19 protein-coding genes are annotated in these 22065 nt (G+C 68.5%); 3 read left to right on the top strand and 16 right to left on the bottom strand.

Annotated elements, in window-relative coordinates; genetic code table 11:
- Positions 1-3: 3 nt before the first annotated feature.
- From AC4PMY_RS17645 to AC4PMY_RS17595, 11 genes are all read right to left on the bottom strand, one after another.
- Positions 4-1101 (bottom strand): UDP-N-acetylglucosamine--N-acetylmuramyl-(pentapeptide) pyrophosphoryl-undecaprenol N-acetylglucosamine transferase, encoded by a 1098-nt coding sequence (locus AC4PMY_RS17645; protein WP_064296995.1) that lies wholly within the window; start codon positions 1099-1101, stop codon positions 4-6.
- Entirely contained in the window at positions 1098-2402 is a 1305-nt protein-coding gene (gene ftsW / locus AC4PMY_RS17640; RefSeq protein WP_064296996.1) for a putative lipid II flippase FtsW, read from the bottom strand. The genes AC4PMY_RS17645 and ftsW overlap by 4 nt, the downstream gene beginning before the upstream one ends.
- Positions 2380-3891 carry a UDP-N-acetylmuramoyl-L-alanine--D-glutamate ligase gene (murD, locus tag AC4PMY_RS17635; RefSeq protein ID WP_491623308.1) on the bottom strand — a complete coding sequence of 504 codons (1512 nt, stop codon included), beginning with the start codon at positions 3889-3891 and terminating at the stop codon, positions 2380-2382. Before murD ends, ftsW begins: the two co-directional genes overlap by 23 nt.
- Positions 3888-4985: a phospho-N-acetylmuramoyl-pentapeptide-transferase gene (gene mraY, locus AC4PMY_RS17630; RefSeq protein WP_064296998.1), complete on the bottom strand. Its 1098-nt coding sequence runs from the start codon at positions 4983-4985 to the stop codon at positions 3888-3890. Before mraY ends, murD begins: the two co-directional genes overlap by 4 nt.
- Entirely contained in the window at positions 4982-6388 is a 1407-nt protein-coding gene (locus AC4PMY_RS17625) for a UDP-N-acetylmuramoyl-tripeptide--D-alanyl-D-alanine ligase (RefSeq protein WP_491623307.1), read from the bottom strand. The genes mraY and AC4PMY_RS17625 overlap by 4 nt, the downstream gene beginning before the upstream one ends.
- Entirely contained in the window at positions 6388-7932 is a 1545-nt protein-coding gene (locus tag AC4PMY_RS17620) for a Mur ligase family protein (protein WP_231884435.1), read from the bottom strand. Before AC4PMY_RS17620 ends, AC4PMY_RS17625 begins: the two co-directional genes overlap by 1 nt.
- Positions 7933-7958: 26 nt before the next feature.
- Positions 7959-9731: a peptidoglycan D,D-transpeptidase FtsI family protein gene (locus AC4PMY_RS17615; RefSeq protein ID WP_064297000.1), complete on the bottom strand. Its 1773-nt coding sequence runs from the start codon at positions 9729-9731 to the stop codon at positions 7959-7961.
- A gap of 73 nt (positions 9732-9804) precedes the next feature.
- Positions 9805-10398, bottom strand: a complete 594-nt coding sequence (ftsL, locus tag AC4PMY_RS17610) for a cell division protein FtsL (RefSeq protein WP_064297001.1) — start codon at positions 10396-10398, stop codon at positions 9805-9807.
- Complete coding sequence (rsmH, locus tag AC4PMY_RS17605; protein ID WP_064297002.1) at positions 10395-11348, bottom strand: 16S rRNA (cytosine(1402)-N(4))-methyltransferase RsmH; 954 nt, start codon at positions 11346-11348, stop codon at positions 10395-10397. Before rsmH ends, ftsL begins: the two co-directional genes overlap by 4 nt.
- 139 nt (positions 11349-11487) lie before the next feature.
- Positions 11488-11919, bottom strand: coding sequence for a division/cell wall cluster transcriptional repressor MraZ (gene mraZ, locus AC4PMY_RS17600; RefSeq protein WP_064297003.1), 432 nt, complete (start codon positions 11917-11919; stop codon positions 11488-11490).
- Between the two features lie 314 nt (positions 11920-12233).
- A complete protein-coding gene (locus AC4PMY_RS17595; protein WP_064297004.1) occupies positions 12234-12608 on the bottom strand; it encodes an SCO2097 family morphological protein in 375 nt (124 codons plus the stop codon).
- A gap of 75 nt (positions 12609-12683) precedes the next feature.
- On the opposite strand from AC4PMY_RS17595, the gene AC4PMY_RS17590 reads away from it, so the two are divergent.
- On the top strand, positions 12684-13784 hold the full coding sequence (locus AC4PMY_RS17590; RefSeq protein ID WP_064297005.1) for a polyprenyl synthetase family protein: 1101 nt from the start codon (positions 12684-12686) through the stop codon (positions 13782-13784).
- 25 nt (positions 13785-13809) lie between these two features.
- On the opposite strand, the gene AC4PMY_RS17585 is transcribed toward AC4PMY_RS17590, so the two are convergent.
- Entirely contained in the window at positions 13810-14151 is a 342-nt protein-coding gene (locus AC4PMY_RS17585) for an Rv2175c family DNA-binding protein (RefSeq protein ID WP_064297006.1), read from the bottom strand.
- A 130-nt stretch (positions 14152-14281) separates the two neighbouring features.
- On the opposite strand from AC4PMY_RS17585, the gene pknB reads away from it, so the two are divergent.
- A complete protein-coding gene (gene pknB / locus AC4PMY_RS17580) occupies positions 14282-16228 on the top strand; it encodes a Stk1 family PASTA domain-containing Ser/Thr kinase (RefSeq protein WP_491623306.1) in 1947 nt (648 codons plus the stop codon).
- Between the two features lie 87 nt (positions 16229-16315).
- On the opposite strand, the gene AC4PMY_RS17575 is transcribed toward pknB, so the two are convergent.
- From AC4PMY_RS17575 to AC4PMY_RS17565, 3 genes are all read right to left on the bottom strand, one after another.
- Positions 16316-17662 carry a class II 3-deoxy-7-phosphoheptulonate synthase gene (locus AC4PMY_RS17575; RefSeq protein WP_064297008.1) on the bottom strand — a complete coding sequence of 449 codons (1347 nt, stop codon included), beginning with the start codon at positions 17660-17662 and terminating at the stop codon, positions 16316-16318.
- A gap of 119 nt (positions 17663-17781) precedes the next feature.
- Positions 17782-18465, bottom strand: a complete 684-nt coding sequence (locus AC4PMY_RS17570; RefSeq protein ID WP_064297009.1) for a lysophospholipid acyltransferase family protein — start codon at positions 18463-18465, stop codon at positions 17782-17784.
- Positions 18466-18491: 26 nt separating this feature from the next.
- Positions 18492-19445, bottom strand: a complete 954-nt coding sequence (locus AC4PMY_RS17565) for an ROK family glucokinase (RefSeq protein ID WP_064297010.1) — start codon at positions 19443-19445, stop codon at positions 18492-18494.
- A 187-nt stretch (positions 19446-19632) separates the two neighbouring features.
- Here AC4PMY_RS17565 and AC4PMY_RS17560 point away from each other — a divergent pair, with 187 nt between their 5' ends.
- A complete protein-coding gene (locus AC4PMY_RS17560) occupies positions 19633-21462 on the top strand; it encodes an AMP-dependent synthetase/ligase (RefSeq protein WP_071260288.1) in 1830 nt (609 codons plus the stop codon).
- Between the two features lie 54 nt (positions 21463-21516).
- Here AC4PMY_RS17560 and AC4PMY_RS17555 read toward each other — a convergent pair whose 3' ends face one another.
- On the bottom strand, positions 21517-22008 hold the full coding sequence (locus AC4PMY_RS17555) for a peptide deformylase (protein WP_064297012.1): 492 nt from the start codon (positions 22006-22008) through the stop codon (positions 21517-21519).
- Positions 22009-22065: the final 57 nt, after the last annotated feature.

Genomic DNA, 22065 nt, shown 5'->3' with positions numbered 1-22065 from the left:
GGATCACCGGCCGCGCACGCGCTGCACCGATGGTTGGAGCGCCTCATCGATGAGGGCGATGACGCGAGCCGTGCCGTCGGAGACGCCGACGCTCTTGGATTGGGCGGCCAGGTCGTCCACCCGGTGCCGATCGCTCAGCAACGGGACGAGGTGCTCACGCACCCAGACCGGCACGAACTGCGCGTCATCTACCATAACCGCTCCCCCGGCCCGCACGACGTCGGCGGCGTTGAAGCGCTGCTCACCGTTGCCGACCGGATAGGGGACGTAGACGGCCGGGAGCCCGACCGCGCACAGCTCGCTGACCGTGGCGCTGCCGGCACGCGACACCGCGAAGTCGGCGGCGGCGATGGCGAGTTCCATCCGGGAGCAGTACTCGAGGAGGTGGTAGTGGTCGACACCGGGATCCGAGATCTCGCTCTTCGCACCCGTGATGTGGAGCACCTGCCAACCTGCCGCGACGACGTCTTCGGCGCTCTGGCTCATCGTCGCGTTGATCCGTCTCGCACCGAGCGAACCGCCGGTGACGAGCAGCAGTGGTCGGTCCGGCACGAGGCCGAACTCCGCGAGGGCCGCCGGCCGGAGCGCCTCGCGGTCCAGCTCCTCGATCTCGCGACGCAGCGGCATGCCGACGAAGCGTGCGTTGCGGATGGGCGTGTGGTGGAAGGCGACACCGACGTAAGGCGTGTACCTCGCGCCGAGCCGGTTCGCGAGGCCCGGACGGGCGTTCGCCTCGTGGATGACCAGCGGAACACCGGCGCGCCTGGCCGCCGTGTACGCCGGTGCGGCCGCGTAGCCGCCGAAACCGATCACGACGTCCACCCGGTGCTCCCGGATCATCGCGACCACGGCTGCGACCGTCCGGCGGAGGCGACCGGGGAAGCGGAGCGCATCGATGTTCGGCCGGCGGGGGAAGGGCAGTTTGGGGATCGTGAGCAGTTCGTAGCCGCGTTCCGGGACGAGTCGCGCCTCGAGGCCCTCCGCCGTACCGACCACGAGGATGGTCGCCTCAGGGTCTCTGGCGCGGAGGCCGTCGGCCACCGCCAACAGCGGATTGACATGGCCGGCGGTGCCGCCGCCGGCCAGGAGGAAGGTCGTCATCGGGTGACTCCGGAGGATTGGGGACGTCGAGCGGGTGACCGACGGGACTGCTGGGACGCGGGGCGCCCCCGCTCCCGGGCGAACGACAGGACGATCCCGATCGCGACGAGGGTGGTGAGCAGCGCCGTGCCGCCCGAGGACAGGAGCGGTAACGGCACGCCGAGCACGGGGAGGACTCCGAGGACGACGCCGATGTTCACGAGTGCCTGGCCGATGATCCAGGCCATGATGGCGCCGGTGGTGATCCGGACGAAGGAGTCGTCGCTGGTACGGATCACCCGGATGAACATGACGGCGAGGAAGACGAACAGTCCGAGGACGAGGACGGCGCCGATGAGGCCCAGCTCCTCGCCGATCGCCGCGAAGATGAAGTCGTTCGAGATCGCCGGCAGCCATCCGTACTTCGCGCGCGAGTTGCCGAGACCGACGCCCCAGAGGCCGCCGTTCGCCAGGGCCCACGTGCCGTGGGTCGACTGCCAGTCGGCGTTCTCGTAGTCGCCCTTGCCGTCGCCGAAGAACGCCATGATGCGCTGCATGCGGTTGGCGCTCGTGACGGCCATGATGAGGAACAGCACGGCCCCGGCGACCACCGGGATCGCGATGTAGCGCAGTCGCACTCCGGCGAAGTACAGCGCCGAGAACACGATGAGGGCCATGATCACGACGGTACCGAGGTCGCCACCGAGCAGGACGAGGCCGATGGAGAGACCGGCGAAGGGGATGACCGGGATCAGGGCGTGCTTCCATTCAAGGAGACGCGGCTGCTTGATCGTCAGCACGAGCCCAAGCCACACGACCAGCGCGAGCTTGACCGCTTCCGAGGGCTGCGCGGTGAAGCCGCCGATCTCGATCCAGTTGCGGTTGCCGCCGATCTCGTAGCCGAGCGGTGTGAAGACGAGCAGTTGCAGGCCCATGGCGACGAGGAGGAACACCCACGCCCACTTCTTCCAGAACCGTGCCGGGAAGCGGCTCACGATCAGCATGAGCGGGACACCGATCATCGCGAAGGTCGCCTGGCGCCAGAACAGCCCGAAATACCCGTCGCCGGCCTCGTAGGACTCGACGGAGGACGAGGACAGCACCATGACGAGCCCGAGCCCGACGAGGAAAAGGGTGACACCCAGGAGGAGGAAATAGTTCTTCGACTCCGGACGCAGCACCTTGCCCAGCGAGATCCGTGCACTCGACATGCCCTTCGGCGACGTCGGCGCGTCGGGTGTCCCACTGCCTGAGGCGGTCGTCGTCATCCGGGACGACGAGGACCGCGCGCGGCGCGGGTCAGCGCGAGGCGGATCGATCATCCGCCTCACCTCCCAGCTCTGCTTCGACGGCGGCCTGGAACAGGCGACCACGGTGTCCGTAGTCCGTGAACTGGTCCATCGAGGCGGCTGCAGGAGCGAGGAGCACGGTGTCCCCTGCCTGCGCGACCTCGGCGGCCCGGCGAACGGCCTCCGGCATGACGTGTTCAGTCTCCGCTGCGTCGACCTCGATGACGGTCAGCGTCGGCGCGTGTCGCGCGAATGCCGCGAGGACCTCCGAGCGGTCGGCGCCGATCACGACGGCCGCGCGCAGGTGGTCGGCGTGCCGCTCCACCAGACGATCGATCGAGACGCCCTTCAACAGGCCTCCGACGATCCACACCACCGAGCGGTAGGCGGCGAGCGAGGCGTCGGCGGCGTGCGGGTTGGTGGCCTTCGAGTCGTCGATCCAGTCCACCTCGAGCCTTCGCGCGATGAGCTGGATCCGGTGCGCGTCCAGGCCGAACGACAGCAGGGCGTCGCGCACCGCCTCGACCGTGATGCCGGCGGCCCGGGCGAGTGCCGCGGCCGCCAGGATGTTGGCGACGATGTGCGGAGCGGCGAGTCCGCGCTGGGCGAGCGCTTCGACCGTCGTGATCTCGAGGGCGCTCGTCCGACGGTCGTCGAGGAACGCGCGGTCCACCAGGATGCCGTCCACGACGCCGAAGTCGCTCGGTCCGGGGACGTCGAGGCCGAACCCGACGGCGCGGGCGCCGTCGACGACCTCGGCCTCCTCGACCATCGACATGGTCGCCGCGTCAGCGCGGTTGTAGACGCACGCGACCTTCGTGTTCTCGTACACCACGGCCTTCGCCGCCCGGTACGCCTCGGCTGAGCCGTGCCAGTCGAGGTGGTCGTCGGCGAGGTTCAGGCAGACGCTGGCGAGCGGTGAGACGATGCTCCGACCGCCCTGCAGGCCGAGGGTGTGCAACTGGTAACTGGAGAGCTCGACGACGAAGAAGTCGAAGCCCTGCGGATCACGGACGGCGTCCAGGACCGGGACGCCGATGTTGCCGCAGGGCGCCGCGCGGAAGCCCGCCTCGACGAGCATCGACGCCGTCAGCTGAACGGTGGTGGTCTTGCCGTTCGTGCCGGTGACGCAGATCCACTCGGCCGGGGTGCCGACCTTGTCGCGGACCCGCCAGGCGAGCTCGATGTCACCCCAGACGGCGACCCCGGCCGCCTGCGCCCACGTGACGACGGCGTGGTCGGGGTGGAATCCGGGTGAGACGACGACGAGCTCCGGAGCGAACTCGACGAGCTCTGACGGCACGGTCGACAGGTCCCGCTGGATGAGCCGCGCACCGATGACGCCGACGAGTTCGGCGCGTTCGTCCGCGGCCTCGCCTGCCAGGACCAGTACCTCCGAGCCGAGCTCGGCGAGGGTGTCAGCGACGGAGAACCCGCTCATCCCGAGTCCCAGGACGGCGACCCGCAGACCACGCCAGTCGGCGTGCCAGCTGCGGAGCCCGTCGAGGCGCTCAGCGCTCATCGGCTCAGCCACTCGAGGTAGAAGGAACCCACACCCGCGGCGACGAGCAGACCGCCGATGATCCAGAAGCGGACGACGACGGTGACCTCGGCCCAACCCTTGAGCTCGAAGTGGTGGTGGATGGGGCTCATGAGGAAGATGCGCTTGCCGTGGGTCGCCTTGAAGTAGACCCGCTGAACGATCACGGAACCGGCCTCGATGACGAAGAGACCACCGACGAGCACCAGGAGGAGCTCGGTCTTGCTGAGGATGGCCAGAGCCGCGAGCGCTCCACCGAGCGCCAACGACCCGCTGTCACCCATGAAGATCTGCGCCGGCGAGGTGTTCCACCAGAGGAACCCGATGAGTGCTCCCACGATCGCCGCTGCGACCACGGCGAGGTCGAGTGGATCCCTGACGTCGTAACACTTGTAGGCGACGTCGGAGGCGAGCGAAGAGCTGAAGCACGACTGGTTGAACTGCCAGAAGCCGATGATGATGTACGAGCCGATCGCGAGGATCGAGGCGCCGGTGGCGAGCCCGTCGAGCCCGTCGGTGACGTTCACGCCGTTCGACGTCGCGGCCACGATCACCGAGGTCCAGAGGATGTACAGCAGGATGCCGATCACCGGGATGCCGATCGCCATGAAGTTGATCGGGATGTCGCGGATGATCGAGATGTTCGTCGACGCCGGGGTGAACCCCTCGGTGTTCGGGAAGTTGATCGCGAGGACGGCGAAGACCGTCGCGACGATGAGTTGCCCGGCGACCTTCGCCCACCCGCCGAGGCCGAGGCTCTGCTTCTTCCGGACCTTCAGGAAGTCGTCGATGAATCCGACGATGCCGAGGCCGACCATCATGAGCAGGACCAGGAGCGCCGAGACCCCGACCTGCTCCTGGAAGATCAGATAGCTCGCGAAGAAACCGACGAGGGTGCCGACGATGATGATGACGCCGCCCATCGTCGCGGTCCCGCGCTTCGTGTGGTGGCTCTGTGGTCCGTCGTCACGGATGAACTGGCCCCAGGCCAGCTTGCGGAACGCTCTGATGAACAACGGGGTCAAGAAGAGGGAGAACGCCAGCGAGATCGCTCCCGCGGCCAACAGGACTCTCATGCGTACAACTCCCCCAGTCGATCGCCCAGCAACCGGAGTCCGGCCGCGTTGGACGATTTGACGAGCACGGTGTCGCCCGGGGCGATCTCCGCGCTCAAGTACGCGAACGCCTCGTCCGCGGTCGCGAAGTACACCGACTCCCCGTCCCACGACCCCTCGTTGATCGCGGTGATGTGCATGCGGCGGGCCTCGGGGCCGACCACGACGAGGCGGCCGATGCCGAGCCGGACGACCTGGAGCCCGATCCGGTCGTGTTCCTCGCCCGCCCAGTCGCCCAGTTCGCTCATGGCACCGAGCACCGCGATGGTCCGGCCGCGTTCAGCACCGATCTGGGCGAGGGTCCGGATGGCGGCCGACATCGAGTCGGGGCTGGCGTTGTAGGCGTCGTTGATGATGGACACGTCGTGGCGTCCACCGAGGGGCTCCATCCGCCAGCGCTCCGCCCGACTCACGCTCTCGAGGGCGTCGACGATGAGGTCGATCTCCACACCGAGTTCGTGGGCGGCTGCGGCCGCGGCGAGGGCGTTCATGACGTGGTGCTCACCGAGCACCTTGAACCGGACGGGCGCTGAGGAACCGTCGGGCAGGTGCAGCGTGAACGCGGTTCCGGACGCCGTCGCGACGATGTCGGTCGCGCGAACGGCGGCGCGATCGTCGAGGCCGAACCAGAGCACGCGTGCCTGGGTGGCATAGGCCATACCGGCCACCCGTGGATCGTCGAGGTTGAGGACGGCGACGTCCTCCGGGAGCAGCTCGGACACCATCTCGGTCTTCGCCGTGACGGTCGCTTCGATCCCGCCGAACTCCCCCGCGTGCGCGAGTCCGACCTTCAGGACCACGCCGATGTCGGGCTTCGCCATGCGGATGAGTCTGGCGATCTCGCCGATGCCGCTGGCACCCATCTCCGCGACGAGGAACCGCGTCTCGTTCGTCACGCGCAGCATGGTGATCGGCGCTCCGACCTCGTTGTTGAAGGAGGCCTTGGGGCTGACCGTCTCCCCGACGCGCTCGAGGACCGCGGCGAGGAGGTTCTTGGTCGTGGTCTTGCCGTTGGAGCCGGTGATACCGACGATCCGGAGTCGTCCGAGCGCGCGCACCCTCGTGATGACCTCGGTGGCGAGGGCACCGAGCGCGGTCACGGAGTTCTCGACGACGATCTGCGGCACGGCGACGGCCAGCTCCCGTTCGACGATGAGCAGGGCGGCGCCGTTGGCGACCGCCGCATCGGCGAACAGGTGTCCGTCGGTCTCCTCGCCGGGCTTCGCGACGAAGATGTCGCCGGGCGTGACGAGTCGGGAGTCGGTGTCGGCGACGCCGGACACGACGAGGCCGGGGTCAGCCGGACCGGGGATCAGTCGGCCGTCAGTCGCCGCGGCGATCTCGGTGAGGGTCAGGTCGATCATCAGAGCCACCCTGCCTCACGCAGCGCGTCGCGCGAGTCGTCGCGCGCCGAGTACGGGAGCTTCACGCCGGCCACCTCGTGGTAGTCCTCGTGCCCGGGTCCGGCGTAGAGGATGGTGTCGCCCTGACCGGCCAGCGCCAGCGCCGTGCGGAACGCGGTCGCCGGGTCGGCGACCTCGTGCAGCTCGCCGTCCGGTGCGGCTTCGCGGGCGGCCTCGAGGAGCACGCGTCGGATCGACGCCGGGTCCTCGCTCCGGGGATGGAAGTCGGTGACCACCACGACGTCGGCACCCCGGGCCGCGATCGCGCCCATGTCGCGACGCTTCGTCGTGTCGCGGTCTCCGTCGGCGCCGAACACCATGATGACGCGGCCCGGCGTGACGGCGCGGATGGCCGCGAGGGTGTTGAGGAACGCGTCGGGGCTGTGCCCGTAGTCGATGTACACGACCGGGCCGCGGTCGCCGCTGATCCGCTCGGCACGCCCGGGGATGTAGGCGTCGATCCCACCGTCCCGTTCGAGGGCCTGGGCGATCATGTCGAACTCCACACCGGACTCGACGAGCATCACGATCGCGAGCGCGGCGTTCGCCGCCATGAACCAGCCGAGCAGCGGCACGCTCGTCACGAGCACCTGGTCGCCGGGGCCGTCGAGGCGGAACGACGTGGAACCGGCGGTCTCCTCGAGGATCGTCATGCGCCAGTCGGCGTCGACCTCCGGGCGGGTCGTCAGGGTCGTCACCGGGATCCGGCTCTGCTCGACAAGTCGGCCGCCCCACTCGGAATCGATCGTGACGACACCACGTCGTGCGCGATCGGGTTCGAACAGCTCCCGCTTGGCCGCGAAGTACTCGTCGAAGTCGCCGTAGTCGTCGAAGTGGTCGTGACTGAGATTGGTGAAGCCGACGACGTCGAAGACGATGCCGTCGACGCGGTGCCTGGTCAGCGCCTGGGCGGAGACCTCGATGGCGACCGCGCGCACTTCGGACTCGCGCATGCGTGCGAGTAGCGCGTGCAGCTCACTGGCCTCCGGCGTGGTGAGGGAGCTCGTCACCGCGAGGTCGCCGATGCGCCGCTCCGCAGTGGAGCTCAGCCCGGCGACGATCCCGAGTTGCGCGAGCATGCCGCTCAGGAGGTAGACCACGCTCGTCTTGCCGTTGGTGCCGGTCACGCCGAACAGCGTCGGCGGCTCCTCGGCGGTGCGGTAGACCCAGGCTGCGAGGTGCCCGAGCGCGGCACGCGGCTCGGGCACGACGATGATCGGCAAGCCGGCCGCTGCGGCCAGGTCTCGTCCGGTGTCGTCGGTGAGCACGGCGACCGCGCCGCGTTCCTTCGCCTGCTCCGCATACGCGGCACCGTGGGCGCGGACACCCGGCATGCCGATGTAGAGGTCACCGGGCTCGACGGCACCGGAGCTCAGACTGACGCCGCTGATCTCCACGCCGTCGGCCGAGCCGTGCAGGTCGAGGTCGAATTCGGTCACCAGCTGCGAGAGCGCCCGCCGTTGCGGATGTTCCGGCCTGAGGCTGATCGGGCCCTGATTGTTCACGCTGAGCCCATCCTTCATGAGGTCGTTCAAAATCTGAGCGGCAGGTTCGGTGCCGGCTCCGTGGACGGCTGCACTCCCCTGCTCTTCAGCACCTGGGTGGTCACATCCCGGAAGATGGGAGCGACTGCAGCCGATGAATTCATCTTAACCGGGTCGGCCAGGTTCACCGAAACGACGAACTGCGGCGCTTCCGCAGGGGCGAAACCGGCCATCGAGACGAGGTAGCTCGAGCTGTAGCCGCCGTCGCCGTCGGGCTGCTGTGCGGTACCGGTCTTCATGGCCACCCGGTAGCCGGGGACGTCGACGTTCTTGGCGACCCAGCTCTCCTGGTCGACCATCTCGAGCATGTCGCTGACCTGCTTCGCCGCGTCGGCGGAGACGACCTGGGTTCCGGTCGCGTCGGGGACGTCGGTCATGGTGCCGTCGGCGTTCCGGCACCCCTCGACCAGCTGGACGGGCATGCGGACACCGCCGTTCGCGATCGTCTGGTACAGGCTGGCGCCCTGGATCGCGGTCGTCGAGAAGCCCTGACCGAACATGGTCGCGTAGTCCGTCTGGTTGTCCCAGTCCGCAGGGTCCGCCATGAGGCCACCGGACTCGCTCGGGAAGCCGACCTCGGTCTTCTGGAGCTGACCGAACTTCTGGAAGTACGCGTAGCGGGTGTCGGCGCTCATCTTCTCGCCGAACTGCGAGATCCCCGTGTTGGACGATTCGACCATGACACCCGACAGAGTGAGGTTCAGATCCGCGTGGAACTCGCTGTCGTTGATGTCGGCACCGTTCGAGGGCTTGTACCGGAACGGAGCGACCACCTGGGAGTTCGGATTCGCGACACCCTGATCGATGAGCGCCGCGGCGGTGAGCGACTTGTACGTCGATCCCGGTTCGAACGGCGCGGCGAAGGCCCGTGAGCCTCGGTCCTCGGACGGCGTCGCGCTGACGTTGCCGGGGTCGACGGCCGGGTACTCGGCGACGGCGAGGAGCTTGCCGGTCTTGACCTCCATCACCGTGACGACGCCCCAGCTCGCACCGACCGCTTCGGCCTGCGCGGCGAGCGACTGCTGCGAGAACCACTGGATGTCCTTGTCGAGCGTGAGCACGACGTCGCCGCCGTCCTTCGCCGGCTTCGTCACCGTGGTGCCGGGGAGTGGGAGACCGCCGCTGCCCTTCTCGTACGTCGTGCGACCGTCCTTGCCGGCGAGGCAGGAGTTCTCCATGAGTTCGACGCCCGCCTGGGCCTCGCCCTCCTCGCCCACGAAGCCGACGATGTTGCCGGCGACCGCACCGTTCGGGTACACCCGGTAGGGCTCCTCCTTGAAGGTCGTCCACGGGATCTCCAGCGCCTTGAGCGCTCGGAGCTGGTCGAGCGTGAGCTTCTTCGCGATGAGGGCGTAAAGCGAGTCCTTGTCCGCGGCGAGGGCATCCGTGATGAGCGCGAGGACCTCCGGACCGGGCTTGCCGATGATCGCGCCGATCTCGTTCGTCGCCTGCTCGAGGGTGATCGTCTGCTCGGCGCCGTCGACGTCGCGTTCGAACGGACCGGCGTCCTTCGGAGATGCCGCCATGCTGTACCGCATGACCGCTTCGGCGAGCACCGAACCGTCGGAGGCGAGGATGTTGCCGCGGGTGGCGAGGATCGTGTCACCCGTCTCGGTCTTCTCGAGGGATTCGGCGCTCAAGGCACTCGCGCGGACCACTTGGATGTCCACCAGACGCAGGACGAAGAGCGTCATCACGATGGAGACCGCGACGATGGTGAACGCGAGGCGTCGGCGCGTGGTCTTCGTGTGTCTCACCATGATGCCCGCACCGCGTCCTCTCCCGACGTCGCACCTCCGAGCAGGGCGTCGTCCTTCACCGTGAGCCGTCCGGTCATCGTGTGGTCGGCGACGGCAGCCCGTCCTGCAACGGTACGGGCGGGGTGACCGCTTCCTGGCTCGACGCGCCGTCTGCGGCGGCGGCGTTCTGCCCGCCGACGAGCGGGAGCGTCGCGGCCTGTGCGTTCGGCACGAGGGCGGCGTTGAAGATCGGACTCGTGCTCGCCGACGCCGGCGTGGGCGTCCCCAGCACGGCACCGTCGGAGAGTCGGAGGTAGGTCGGGAGCGAGTTGCCCACCATGCCGAGTGCCTGCGCGTTCACGGCGAGGTACTGGGGCGAGGCCAGGCGGTCGAGGTCCTCGGCCAGCGCGGCCGAGGTGCGGCCGAGTTCGACCTGCTTCCCCTCGAGCTGCTGGATCTGGTATGCGCCCTGGCTCAACCCGACGCTGAGGAGCAACTGACCGACGACGATGGCGACGACCGCACCGACGACGATGACCGCGTACATCGGCCGTGGTCGGAGCTTCGAGCGCGCCCCGGTCGTGACCGCACGGATGTGCTGCCGTTCGGGGGCCGTCCGGGTCGGCTGCGGCCGAGCGCGTCCGAGCCGTTCTGGTGCGAGATCGAGTGCTGCGGTCGCTCCGCTCATGCTGGCCTCCTCAGCCGTTCGGCCGCGCGGAGTCGCACGGGTTTCGCTCTGGGGTTCTCGTCGATCTCGGGCTCGGTGGCGAGTTCGGCGCCCTTGACGAGGAGCTTCAGCTCCGCGCTGTGCTCGGGGAGCTCGACGGGCAGCCCCGCCGGCGTGGTCGACTTCGCCCGCGCCTGGAGCTCGCGCTTGACGATCCGGTCCTCGAGCGACTGGTACGACAGGAACACGATCCGGCCTCCGACCCGAAGCAGGTCGAGAGCGCGGGGCACGGCGGCCTCGAGGACCGACAGCTCCGCGTTGACCTCGATGCGCAGCGCCTGGAAGACCCGCTTGGCCGGGTGTCCGGTGCGACGTGCGGCCGCCGGAGTGGCCCGATCGATGAGTTCGACGAGCTGACCGGAACTCGTCAGGGGTCGCTGCTGGCGTTCCTCGACGATGCGGCGTGCGTAGCGCTGCGCCAACTTCTCGTCGCCGTACTCCCAGAAGATCTTCCGAAGCGCGACCTCGTCGTAGGTGGCGAGGATCGTCTCCGCCGTCAGCTCGCTCGACGCGTCCATCCGCATGTCGAGGGGCGCGTCCTGCGAGTACGAGAAGCCGCGTTCGGTCCGATCGAGCTGCAGCGAGGAGACACCGAGGTCGAACAGGATCCCGTCCACCTGCGGGAACCCGAGCTCCTCGGCCGCCTCGTCGATGTCGTCGTAGACGGCTTTGACGAACCGAGCGCGCGACCCGAAGCGCGCGAGCCGCTCCTGAGCGATGTCGAGCGCGTCGAGGTCGCGGTCGAGCCCGATGAGGGTCAACTGCGGGAACCGCTCGAGCATGGCCTCGGCGTGTCCCGCCATGCCGAGTGTGGCGTCGATGAGGACCGCGCCCTCGTGTGACACGGCGGGGGCGAGCAACTCGATGCATCGCTCGAGGAGGACCGGTGTGTGGATGTCGTTGATGGCCATATGCGTAATCCGGACGGTCCCTGACCCCTGATCCCCATCCGTTCCGACCTGGCACCGGGGAAGTGTGTCAGGGCGGGCTCCGACCTGGCACCGGGGAAGTGTGTCAGGGCGGGACGGCTGGGAGTCAGAGGGCAGGGCACTAGAAGAGTCCGGGGATCACCTCCTCGGCGGTCTCGGAGAAGACGCTCTCCTGTTCGGCGAGGTAGGACTCCCATGCCTCGGCGTCCCAGATCTCCGCGCGGCTGCCGGCGCCGATGACCACGAGGTCGCGGCTGAGCCCGGCGTACTGGCGGAGGTTGGACGGAATGGTCACGCGGTGCTGCTTGTCGGGCGTCTCGGCGCTCGCTCCGGAGAGGAACACGCGCAGGTAGTCGCGGGCCTGCTTGCTGGTGACCGGAGCCTGGCGGATCTTCTCGTGGAGCGCCTCGAACTCCCGCGTGCTGAAGACGTAGATGCAGTGCTCCTGGCCTCGAGTCATGACGACCCCGCCGGAGAGCTCATCGCGGAACTTCGCCGGCAGGATGATGCGGCCTTTTTCGTCGAGTTTGGGGGCGTGACTACCGAGGAACATACGCCCCCGCCCCCAATCGTTCTGGCCAACATCTTGGTTGGGCTCCACTTTACTCCACTTTGCACCACCAATGCAGCACATTCCCCCACATTGGTCCATTTGCCCATGAAAAAACCCCGCAAAGTCAGGACTCTGCGGGGTGGAGGGAAATGGAGGGGTTTTGTCATACCCGGGACGATCAGGGAGGGCCCGAAACGACGAAACGGGGCCGATCCGAAGATCGGCCCCGTTCAGGGTCGTGGTGCGGCGGCGCCGCGAGGGAGCGAAGTGGAGTCAGGTGGCCGACCGAGGAGCGACCGGTTGACCGGGCCTCGCTAGCGTTCGTCGCCTGACTGACGCTTGTCCCAGCGATCGTTGAAGCGGTCCATCAGACGCGACGACTTCTGGCCGGCCGGAGCCGCCTGACGAGGACGCGGCTGTTCGAGCGGAGCCCGGGTCGGTTTCGTCGCCACGAGCACGCCCGTGAGCATGATCGCGAACCCGAGCAGACCGACGATGGGCTGCTGGATCACGACTCCGAGCACGAGGCCGATCGCCCCGACCACCGCGATGAGGGAGCCGAGCGCGATTCCGCGGTAACTCGGTTTGCCCGCGCCAGCGCTGACCTTGGAGACGAAATCGGCATCGCTGCGGTAGAGGTGGCGTTCCATCTCATCGAGGAGCCGTTGCTCCTGCTCTGAAAGTGGCATCTGATTCCCCTCAAGGTCACACGACGCGACGTTGTTGATCGAGTCTAGCCACCGAAGCATGACTAGGCTAGGTGCGTGATCGAAAGCAATGAACTCGCCACCCTGGTGGGCCGCGGGCTCTCCGACTTTCTCTCCTCGCGAAGCTCCATTGTCGCGCAGATCGGCCCGGAGCTCTCCCCGTTCCTCGACTTCTCCCGGGAATTTCTCAGCGGTGGGAAGCGGTTCCGAGCACAGTTCTGCTTCCGGGGCTGGCAGGCCGTCTCGACCGGGAGACACGCCAGCGGTCAGGGCGGCCTCGAGACCGTCATCGCGACCTGTGGAGCACTCGAGCTGTTCCATGCCGCAGCGCTCGTCCACGACGACATCATCGACAACTCCGACACCCGCCGTGGCGCACCGTCGGCTCACGTCTCCTTCGCGGAGTTGCACCGCCGCAGCAGATGGGACGGCGACCCGACCACCTTCGGTACCGGAGCCGCCACGCTCCTCGGCGACCTGCTCCTCGGCTGGAGTGACGAACTCCTCGACGACGGACTCGACCAGCTGGACGACCGCACCGCCGCTCGCGCAGCGCGGGCCGAGTTCAACCGGATGCGGACCGAGGTCACGGCCGGCCAGTACCTCGACATCCTCGAGGAGCGCGCCTGGCGCGACGCCGCCGACGACGAACAGCGCCGCCGGGCCGAGCGCGTCCTCATCTTCAAATCGGCCAAGTACAGCATCGAGTCCCCGCTCGCGCTCGGGGCGCTCCTCGGCGGCGGGAACGAACAGCAGCTCGCGTCGCTCCGCGGGTACGGCCTCCCCCTCGGCATCGCGTTCCAGCTGCGCGACGACCTCCTCGGCGTCTACGGCGATCCCGCTGTGACCGGCAAGCCGAGTGGCGACGACCTCCGCGAGGGCAAGCGGACCATCCTCATCGCGCTCACGAGGGAGGCCCTCCAGCCGGGCGCGCGCGCCATCCTCGACGAGCTGCTCGGGGACCCCGAACTCGACGACGACCAGATCGGCCTGCTCCAGGCGACCATCCGCGACAGCGGGGCCGTCGACCAGGTGGAGAAGCTCATCCAGGACCACGTCGCAAGGGCACTCTCCGCACTGGGCGAGGCTCCGATCAACGACGACGCCCGGGCCCACCTGCGCGGCCTCGCGGTCGCGGTCGCACGCCGCGAGACCTGAGCCGTCCGGCTCGGACAGCTCAGGATCAGGCGAGCGCCTGAGCCACCCGGCGGACCTCGGAACGACGTCCCTCGCGGAGGGCTTGGATCGGGGAGGTCCCGATCGCGTCGTCGTCCTCGAGCATCCAGACCATCGCGGCCTCGTCGTCGAAGCCGTTGTCGGACAGCAGCGTGAGCGTGCCGCGCAGGTTGTGCACCGGCCCGCCGTCCGCGATGAACGACGACGGCACCTGCAGCACGCCGTCGCGCCGGACGGCGAGGAGGTCGCGCTCCTCGAGGTACTGGCGGATGCGTCGGATCGGCAGCCCGAGTTCGGTCGCCAGATCGGGAAGGGTGAACCACACGAGTTCGGAATTCTGCTCAGTCACGCACAGCAGTCTGCCACGACCGCGCTCCGCTCGGCGCCGTCGGATCGCGTTCGGGTAACGATCCGGGCGCCTCGCCGCCCTCCCGGGGTGTTGACAGCTCTTCGCGCCCGACGTTCCATACACTCGACTGGTGAGTAGCAACCAGCAGACCGATCCGATGATCGGCCGTCTCCTCGACGGGAGATATCAGGTGCGCTCACGCATCGCCCGGGGCGGCATGGCGACGGTGTACCTCGCCACCGATCTCCGGCTGGAACGGCGCGTCGCGATCAAGGTCATGCACGGCCATCTCTCGGACGACACGACGTTCAAGAACCGCTTCATCCAGGAGGCGCGCTCCGCCGCCCGGCTCGCGAACCCTCACGTCGTCAGCGTGTTCGACCAGGGCCAGGACTCCGACATGGCCTACCTCGTCATGGAGCACCTGCCGGGGATCACCCTCCGCGACCTCATCCGCGACAACGGCACGCTCACCCCTCGGCAGGCCGCCGACATCCTCGACGCCGTGCTGTCCGGTCTCGCCGCCGCGCACCGCGCCGGCATCGTCCACCGCGACGTCAAGCCGGAGAACGTCCTGCTCGCCGACGACGGGCGCATCAAGATCGGCGACTTCGGCCTCGCGAGAGCCGCGAGCGCGAACACGGCCACCGGCCAGGCACTCCTCGGGACGATCGCCTACCTCTCCCCCGAACTCGTCACCCGTGGACAGGCCGACGCGCGGAGCGACATCTACGCACTCGGGATCATGCTCTACGAGATGCTCACCGGCGAGCAGCCCTACAAGGGCGAGCAGCCGATGCAGATCGCCTACCAGCACGCCAACGAGTCGGTCCCCGCACCGAGCGCCAAGAACCCCGCCGTCCCGAAGGAACTCGACGACCTCGTGTTCTGGGCCACGGAGCGCGAACCGGACGATCGTCCGTCCAACGCCGGCGAGATGCTCGACCGCCTGCGGTCCATCGAGTCCAGTCTCGGGTTCACCTCGGTCGCCACCGGGGCGCAGCCCACGATCGTCATGCCGGCCTCCTACTCGAGCGAGCACGCCGACGACGTCACCCAGGTCATCGGCCGCAACACCAAACCGCAGCAGGTCCCGGTGCGCGCCGACGCGACGGACGGTCCGGGCAAGCTCGCCACGAAGGCGCGCAAGCGCAGCCGCGTGGGCGTCGCGCTGTTCACGATCGTCCTCATGCTCGCCGCGCTCGCCGGTGGGACCGGATGGTACTTCGGCCAGGGCCCCGGCTCGCTCGTCGAGGTCCCGAACGTCGCCGACGGGAGTTTCGACCAGGCGTCAGCCAAACTCGTGGAGCTGGGCTTCGTGCCCGTCGAAGGCGCGACGTTCAGCCTCACCGTCCCGGCCGGCACGGTCGCCGGCAGTGATCCGCCGTCCGGCTCGAAGATCGACAAGGGCAGCTCCGTCACGGTCCTCGTCTCCCAGGGACCGCAGCCGGTGGACATCCCGGTCCTCGCCGGGCTCGCACAGTCCGACGCCGAACAGCAGTTGGACGCGCTCGGCGTCGCCGTCGGCACCGTGAACCAGCAGTTCGACCCGAGCATCGCGAAGGACATCGTGCTCGCGGCGACCGACGCGACCTCGGGAGCCGACTACAGCCAGGGTGGGCCGTCCTTCCAAGGCTCCACGGTGACGCTGCTCGTGTCGGCCGGACAGGTGCCCTCGGTCTCGGGGATGACGCCGGATCAGGCGCGCGACGCCCTCGAATCCGTCGGGCTCGGCGTGGGGACCTCCGACGAGGCGTTCGACGACACGATCCCCGCTGGGCAGGTCATCGGCATCCAGGCCAAGACCGATGCGGACGGGAACGAGACGGCCTTCATCCCGGGCGACGACGTGACCTTGATCGTGTCCAAGGGCGTCGAGTTGGTCGCCGTCCCCGACACCACCGGCCAGACGATCAATCAGGCCATCACGACACTCCAGGACGCCGGGTTCACCGTCGGTGACATCGCCGTGGCAGAGGCCTTCCGCGACATCTTCAAGGTGAAGAAGACCGATCCCCCGGCGGGCAAGTCCGTCAAGAAGGGCTCGACCGTCAACATCACCGACTTCGGTCTGTAGCCACGGCGACACCTGCTCGACCCACACGGCTGTCACACGTCGAAGCGCCCATGCCGGATCCGGCACGGGCGCTTCGTCGTGTGAGACCTACTTCGCGGCGGCGAGTTCCTCCGCCACGAGGAAGGCGAGCTCCAGCGACTGCATGTGGTTGAGGCGAGGATCGCACAGCGACTCGTACCGCGTCGCCAAGGTGGCCTCGTCGATCTGCTCCGAGCCGCCCAGGCACTCGGTGACGTCGTCGCCGGTGAGCTCGACGTGGATGCCGCCGGGGTGCGTCCCTGCGGAGCGGTGGGCTTCGAAGAACCCCTTGACCTCGTCCACGACGTCGTCGAAGCGACGCGTCTTGTAGCCGGTGGGCGTCGTGAGTCCGTTGCCGTGCATCGGATCGGTGACCCAGAGCGGCGTCGCGTCGGCACCCTTGATCGCCTCGAGCAGCGGAGGCAGGGCGTCCCTGATCTTGCCCGCACCCATCCGCGTGATGAACGTCAGGCGCCCGGGCTCACGCTCGGGGTCGAGCTTGTCGATGAGACGCAGCATGTCGTCGGCCGAGGTGGTCGGGCCGAGCTTCACGCCGATCGGGTTGCGGACTCGCGACAGGAAGTCGACGTGCGCGCCGTCGAGCTCGCGGGTCCGCTCCCCGATCCACACGAAGTGGGCGGAGGTGTTGTACGGCGTGCCGGTCCGCGAGTCGATCCGCGTCATCGGTCGCTCGTAGTCCATGAGCAACGCCTCGTGGCTCGAGTAGAACTCGACACCCCGCAGCTGGTCGAAGTCGGCTCCGGCCGCCTCCATGAACTTGATCGCACGATCGATGTCGCGCGCCAGTCCCTCGTAGCGGTGGTTCACCGGGTTGGCGGCGAACCCCTTGTTCCAGCTGTGGACCTCGCGGAGGTCGGCGAACCCGCCCTGGGTGAACGCCCGGATGAGGTTCAGCGTCGATGCGGAGGTGTGGTACCCCTTGACGAGCCGAGCGGGGTCGGCCGTGCGCGACTCCGGGGTGAAGTCGTAGCCGTTGACGATGTCGCCGCGGTAGGCGGGCAGGGTGACGTCGCCCCGCGTCTCGGAGTCGTTGGAGCGCGGCTTGGCGAACTGCCCGGCCATCCGGCCCATCTTGACGACCGGCATCGACGCACCGTACGTGAGCACGACGGCCATCTGCAGAACCGTCTTCACGCGGTTACGGATCTGCTCGGCCGTCGCACCGGCGAAGGTCTCGGCGCAATCGCCGCCCTGGAGCAGGAACGCGTTGCCGCTCGCCGCCCGGGCCAACCGGTCGCGCAGGATGTCGACCTCGCCGGCGAAGACCAGCGGAGGGAGGGTCGCAAGTTCGGCGGAGGCACGCGCCACCGCGGCCTGGTCCGGCCATGACGGCTGCTGCTTGATCGGCAGCTCACGCCAATAGTCCAGTCCGGCGATCACCGAGGGTTCGGCCATGACGACTGGTTCTGTAGCGTGGGACACGGATTTCCTGTTTCTCTTCGACCGGACGCGCTCCGGAGCCCGCCCGGAAGGGGGAACGGACCGCGATCGCGGCCCGGTTTTTCAGCTTAGCGTCACGCCGACGCGGCGCGCTCCTTGACGCTCGTGGCGTAGACGTCGCGATAGTCCTGGCCCGAGAGCTTGCGGAGCTCGACCATCAACTCGTCCGTGACGCTGCGGAGGATGAAGCGGTCCCCCTCCATGCCCTCGAACCGCGAGAAGTCGAGCGGCTTGCCGATGACGATCCCGATCCGACGGATCCGGGGCAGCTTCGTGCCGATGGGCATGACCTTCTCGGTGTCGATCATCGCGACGGGGACGATGGGGACCCCGGCCTCGAGCACCATCCGCGCGACGCCGGTGCGGCCGCGGTACATCGTCCCGTCGGGGCTACGGGTGCCCTCCGGATAGATCCCCAGCAGGTGACCGCCACCGAGGACCGCGAGTCCGGTGTTGAGCGAGGCCTCGGAGGCCTTACCTCCCGACCGGTCGATCGGGAGCTGCCCCGTGCCGAGCATGAAGGTCTTCGTGGCCCAGCCGCCGAAACCCTTGCCGCGGAAGTACTCGCTCTTGGCCAGGAAGGAGATCCGCCGATCGACGCACAGCGGGAGGATCACCGAGTCGATGAAGGACAGGTGGTTGCTGGCGATGATCGCGCCGCCGTGCTCCGGGATGTTCTCGGCGCCGATCACCCACGGCCGGAAGATCGACTTGAGGATCGGGCCGGCGACCAGGTACTTCATGAACCAGTAGAACATCGTGCTCCTCCGTCTTGCCGTCGTCGTCAGCCGAGGACGAGGGCGCTCCTGGCGAGATCGCCGGCGCCGATGACCCCGGCGTCGTTCACGAGCTGCGCGATGCTGAAGGACGGCTCCGGGTGGAACCCGCGCGCCGGGAGGTGTGTCAGGAACGCCTCACGAACGGGGTCCAGGAGGAGGTCGCCGGCCTGGGCGACGCCGCCGCCGATCACGAAGATGTTGGGGTCGAGGATGGCCGACATGCTCGCAAGAGCCTGCCCCAGCAGATCGGCGAGCTCATTGAGGCACCGGAGCGCGCCGGGATCGCCGGACTCGAGCAGGGCGGAGACGTGGTGTCCGTTCAGCAGCCCGCCGGCCGCGGCACGGGCTCGGGCGAGGGCGGCACCGTCGCCACCGGCGTCCGCTGCCTCGTTCGCGAGCCGGAGCAACGCGTTCCCCGAGCAGTACTGCTCGACGCAGCCACGCGCGCCGCAGCCGCAGGGCAGACCGTCCGGGATGAGGCGCATGTGTCCCAGTTCCGCACCGCTGCCGAAGCCACCGGTCAGCAGCCGGTCGTCGAGGACGATCGCCCCGCCGACTCCCGTGCCGATCGTCACCATGACCATGCTGCGTTCCTCGCGCCCCGCACCGAACCGGAACTCGGCCCAACCCGCGGCGTTCGCGTCGTTCTCGATCGTCACGACCTTGTCGGGCAGCCGCGCGGCCAGCCGGGCCTGCAGGGGCTCGTTCCGCCAGGCGATGTTCGGCGAGTAGTAGACGGTCGAGCGCGTGGCGTCGAAGAACCCCGGCGCTGCGACGCCCACGCTCGAGATGCTGCCGTCGTCCAAGGACCGGACCATGGCGACGACGTCGTCGATGATGGCGTCGGGATCGGAGGCCTGCGTCGGCGTGCGCCCGGCCGCGAGGATCCGGCCGTCGTCGTCGACGACCCCGCCCGCGATCTTCGTCCCGCCGATGTCGATGCCGATCGCGTTTGCCATAACGGTGCCGTCTCCCTGTCCTGATGTCGCCGATACCGGCAGCGGCGTGTGACCGACCGTCAGTCGAGTCGGTCGCCCGCGCGCCGCAGTCGAGTCTACTGAGCGTCTGCGCGCCACAGAAACCGCGCAAACACCCGTGCTCTAGGATGGAGCAACATCTTGCCGACCTGGTACCGAAGGAGTTGCCGTGGAACAGTTCGACGTCCCTGCAGTCGTCGCAGCAGACCCATCCGCCAATGCGACCGATCTGCTCGTGAAGCGCCTGGCTGCTGCGCCCGACGCCGCGCTGTTCGCCGTTCCCCGCGGGTCGGAGTGGGTGGACGTGACCACCGCCGAATTCCACGCGCAGGTCGTCGCCCTGGCGAAGGGCCTCGTCGCCGCGGGGATCGAACCCGGCGACAAGATCGGGCTCATGTGCAAGACCCGGTACGAGTGGACCCTCATCGACTTCGCCGTCTGGTTCGCCGGAGCACTCCTCGTCCCGATCTACGAGACCAGCTCGCCGAGCCAGGTGCAGTGGATCCTCAGCGACTCGGGAGCGACCAGCGTGCTGGTCGAGACACCCGACCAGTTCGCCCGCTTCGACGAGGTGCACGGTGACCTCCCCGACGTCGCGCGGGTCTGGCAGATCGACCTCGGTGACCTCGACAAGATCGCGGCCGCCGGCGTCGACGTCCCCGACGAGGAGATCGAACGCCGTCGCAACCTCGCCGTGGGTTCCGACATGGCGACCCTCATCTACACCTCCGGCTCGACCGGTCGGCCGAAGGGGTGCGTCCTCACCCACTCGAACTTCGTCGAGCTGTCGCGGAACTCGGCAGTCGCACTCAAGGACGTCGTGTCCGCTCCCGGTGCCTCCACCCTCCTCTTCATCACGACGGCGCACATCTTCGCGCGCTTCATCGCCGTGCTGTGCGTGCACTCCGGCGTGAAGACGGGCCATCAGCCCGACACGAAGCAGCTGCTCCCCTCGCTCGGCACGTTCAAGCCGACGTTCCTCCTCGCGGTCCCCCGGGTCTTCGAGAAGGTCTACAACTCCTCCGAGCAGAAGGCGGAGGCCGGCGGCAAGGGCAAGATCTTCCGTGCAGCCGCCGAGACCGGGATCGCCTACTCGAAGGCCCTCGAGAGCGGTTCCGTGCCGTTCGGCCTGAAGGTGAAGTTCCGGGTCCTCGACCGCCTCGTGCTGTCGAAGATCCGCACGGCCATGGGCGGCCGGGTGCGGTACGCGGTCTCCGGCAGCGCTCCACTCGGTCCGCGACTCGGTCACTTCTTCCACGCGCTCGGCATCGTGATCCTCGAGGGCTACGGCCTCACCGAGACCACCGCGCCCGCGACGGTCAACCTCGCCCAGAAGTCGAAGATCGGGACGGTCGGACCGGCGCTCCCCGGCGTCTCCCTCCGCATTGCCGACGACGGCGAGGTCGAGGTGCGCGGGATCAACGTCTTCAAGGAGTACTGGCAGAACCCCGAGGCGACGGCGGAGGCCTTCGACGACGGCTGGTTCCGCACCGGCGACATCGGCTCCTTCGACGCCGACGGCTTCCTCACGATCACCGGGCGGAAGAAGGAGATCATCGTCACCGCCGGCGGGAAGAACGTCGCCCCGGCGGCGCTCGAGGACCCGATCCGCGCGACCCCGGTCGTCGGCCAGGTCGTCGTCGTCGGCGATCAGAAGCCGTTCATCAGCGCCCTCATCACGCTCGACACCGAGATGCTGCCGTCATGGCTCGCCAACAACGGCCAGGACGCCTCGATGAGCGCCGCCGAGGCTGCTCGGAACCCCGCGGTGCTCGCCGCCGTCCAGCGCGCCATCGACGAGGCCAACACCAAGGTGTCCCGCGCGGAGTCGATCCGCAAGTTCGTCATCCTCGACGACGAGCTCACGGAGGCGAGCGGGCACCTCACGCCGAAGCTCAGCATCAAGCGGAACGTGATCCTCAAGGACTTCGCGGAGACGATCGAGGGCATGTACCTCGGAGCGGGTTCGCCCGAGACCCAGGGGATGTCCCTGAAGTAGCGCCTCGACGGGCTCGGCGGTCGGTCGACGACCGCCGGGCCCGTCGACCGGCGTCTAGAACCAGTCGCTCTCGCGGACCTGCTTCATCGCCTCGCGGCGGTGCTCCTTCGACAGCCGGTCGAGGTAGAGCATGCCGTCGAGGTGGTCGGTCTCGTGCTGCAACGCCTGGGCGAGGAGTCCTTCACCCTCGACGACGAGCTCCTGCCCGTCGAGGTCGATGCCGACGGCACGGGCGTAGGGATGGCGCGGCGTCGGGAACCAGAGTCCGGGCACCGACAGGCAGCCCTCGCCGATCTCCTCGAGTTCGCCGCGCACCTCGACGAGCTTCGGGTTGATGAGGTACCCGATGACGCCGTCGACGTTGTAGCTGAACACGCGGAGTCCGACGCCGATCTGCGTCGCGGCGACGCCGGCACGGCCGGGGAGCTCCACGCTGTCCACGAGATCGCGGACGAGGCTGCGGATGTCGTCGTCGATCGTGACGACCTCGGCCGTCGGAGCCTTCAGGACCGGGTCGCCGAAGTGTCTGATGGGTCGTGTCGTCACGGGTTGGATCCTTCCGGGCGGGACAGGTGTGGTGGACGCGGAGACCGGCCGCGTCGC

This window comes from Plantibacter sp. MDV22-iso1, assembly GCF_058408345.1.
Note: the sequence above shows the minus strand (reverse complement) of the source record. Positions and strands in the feature narration are given on the sequence as shown.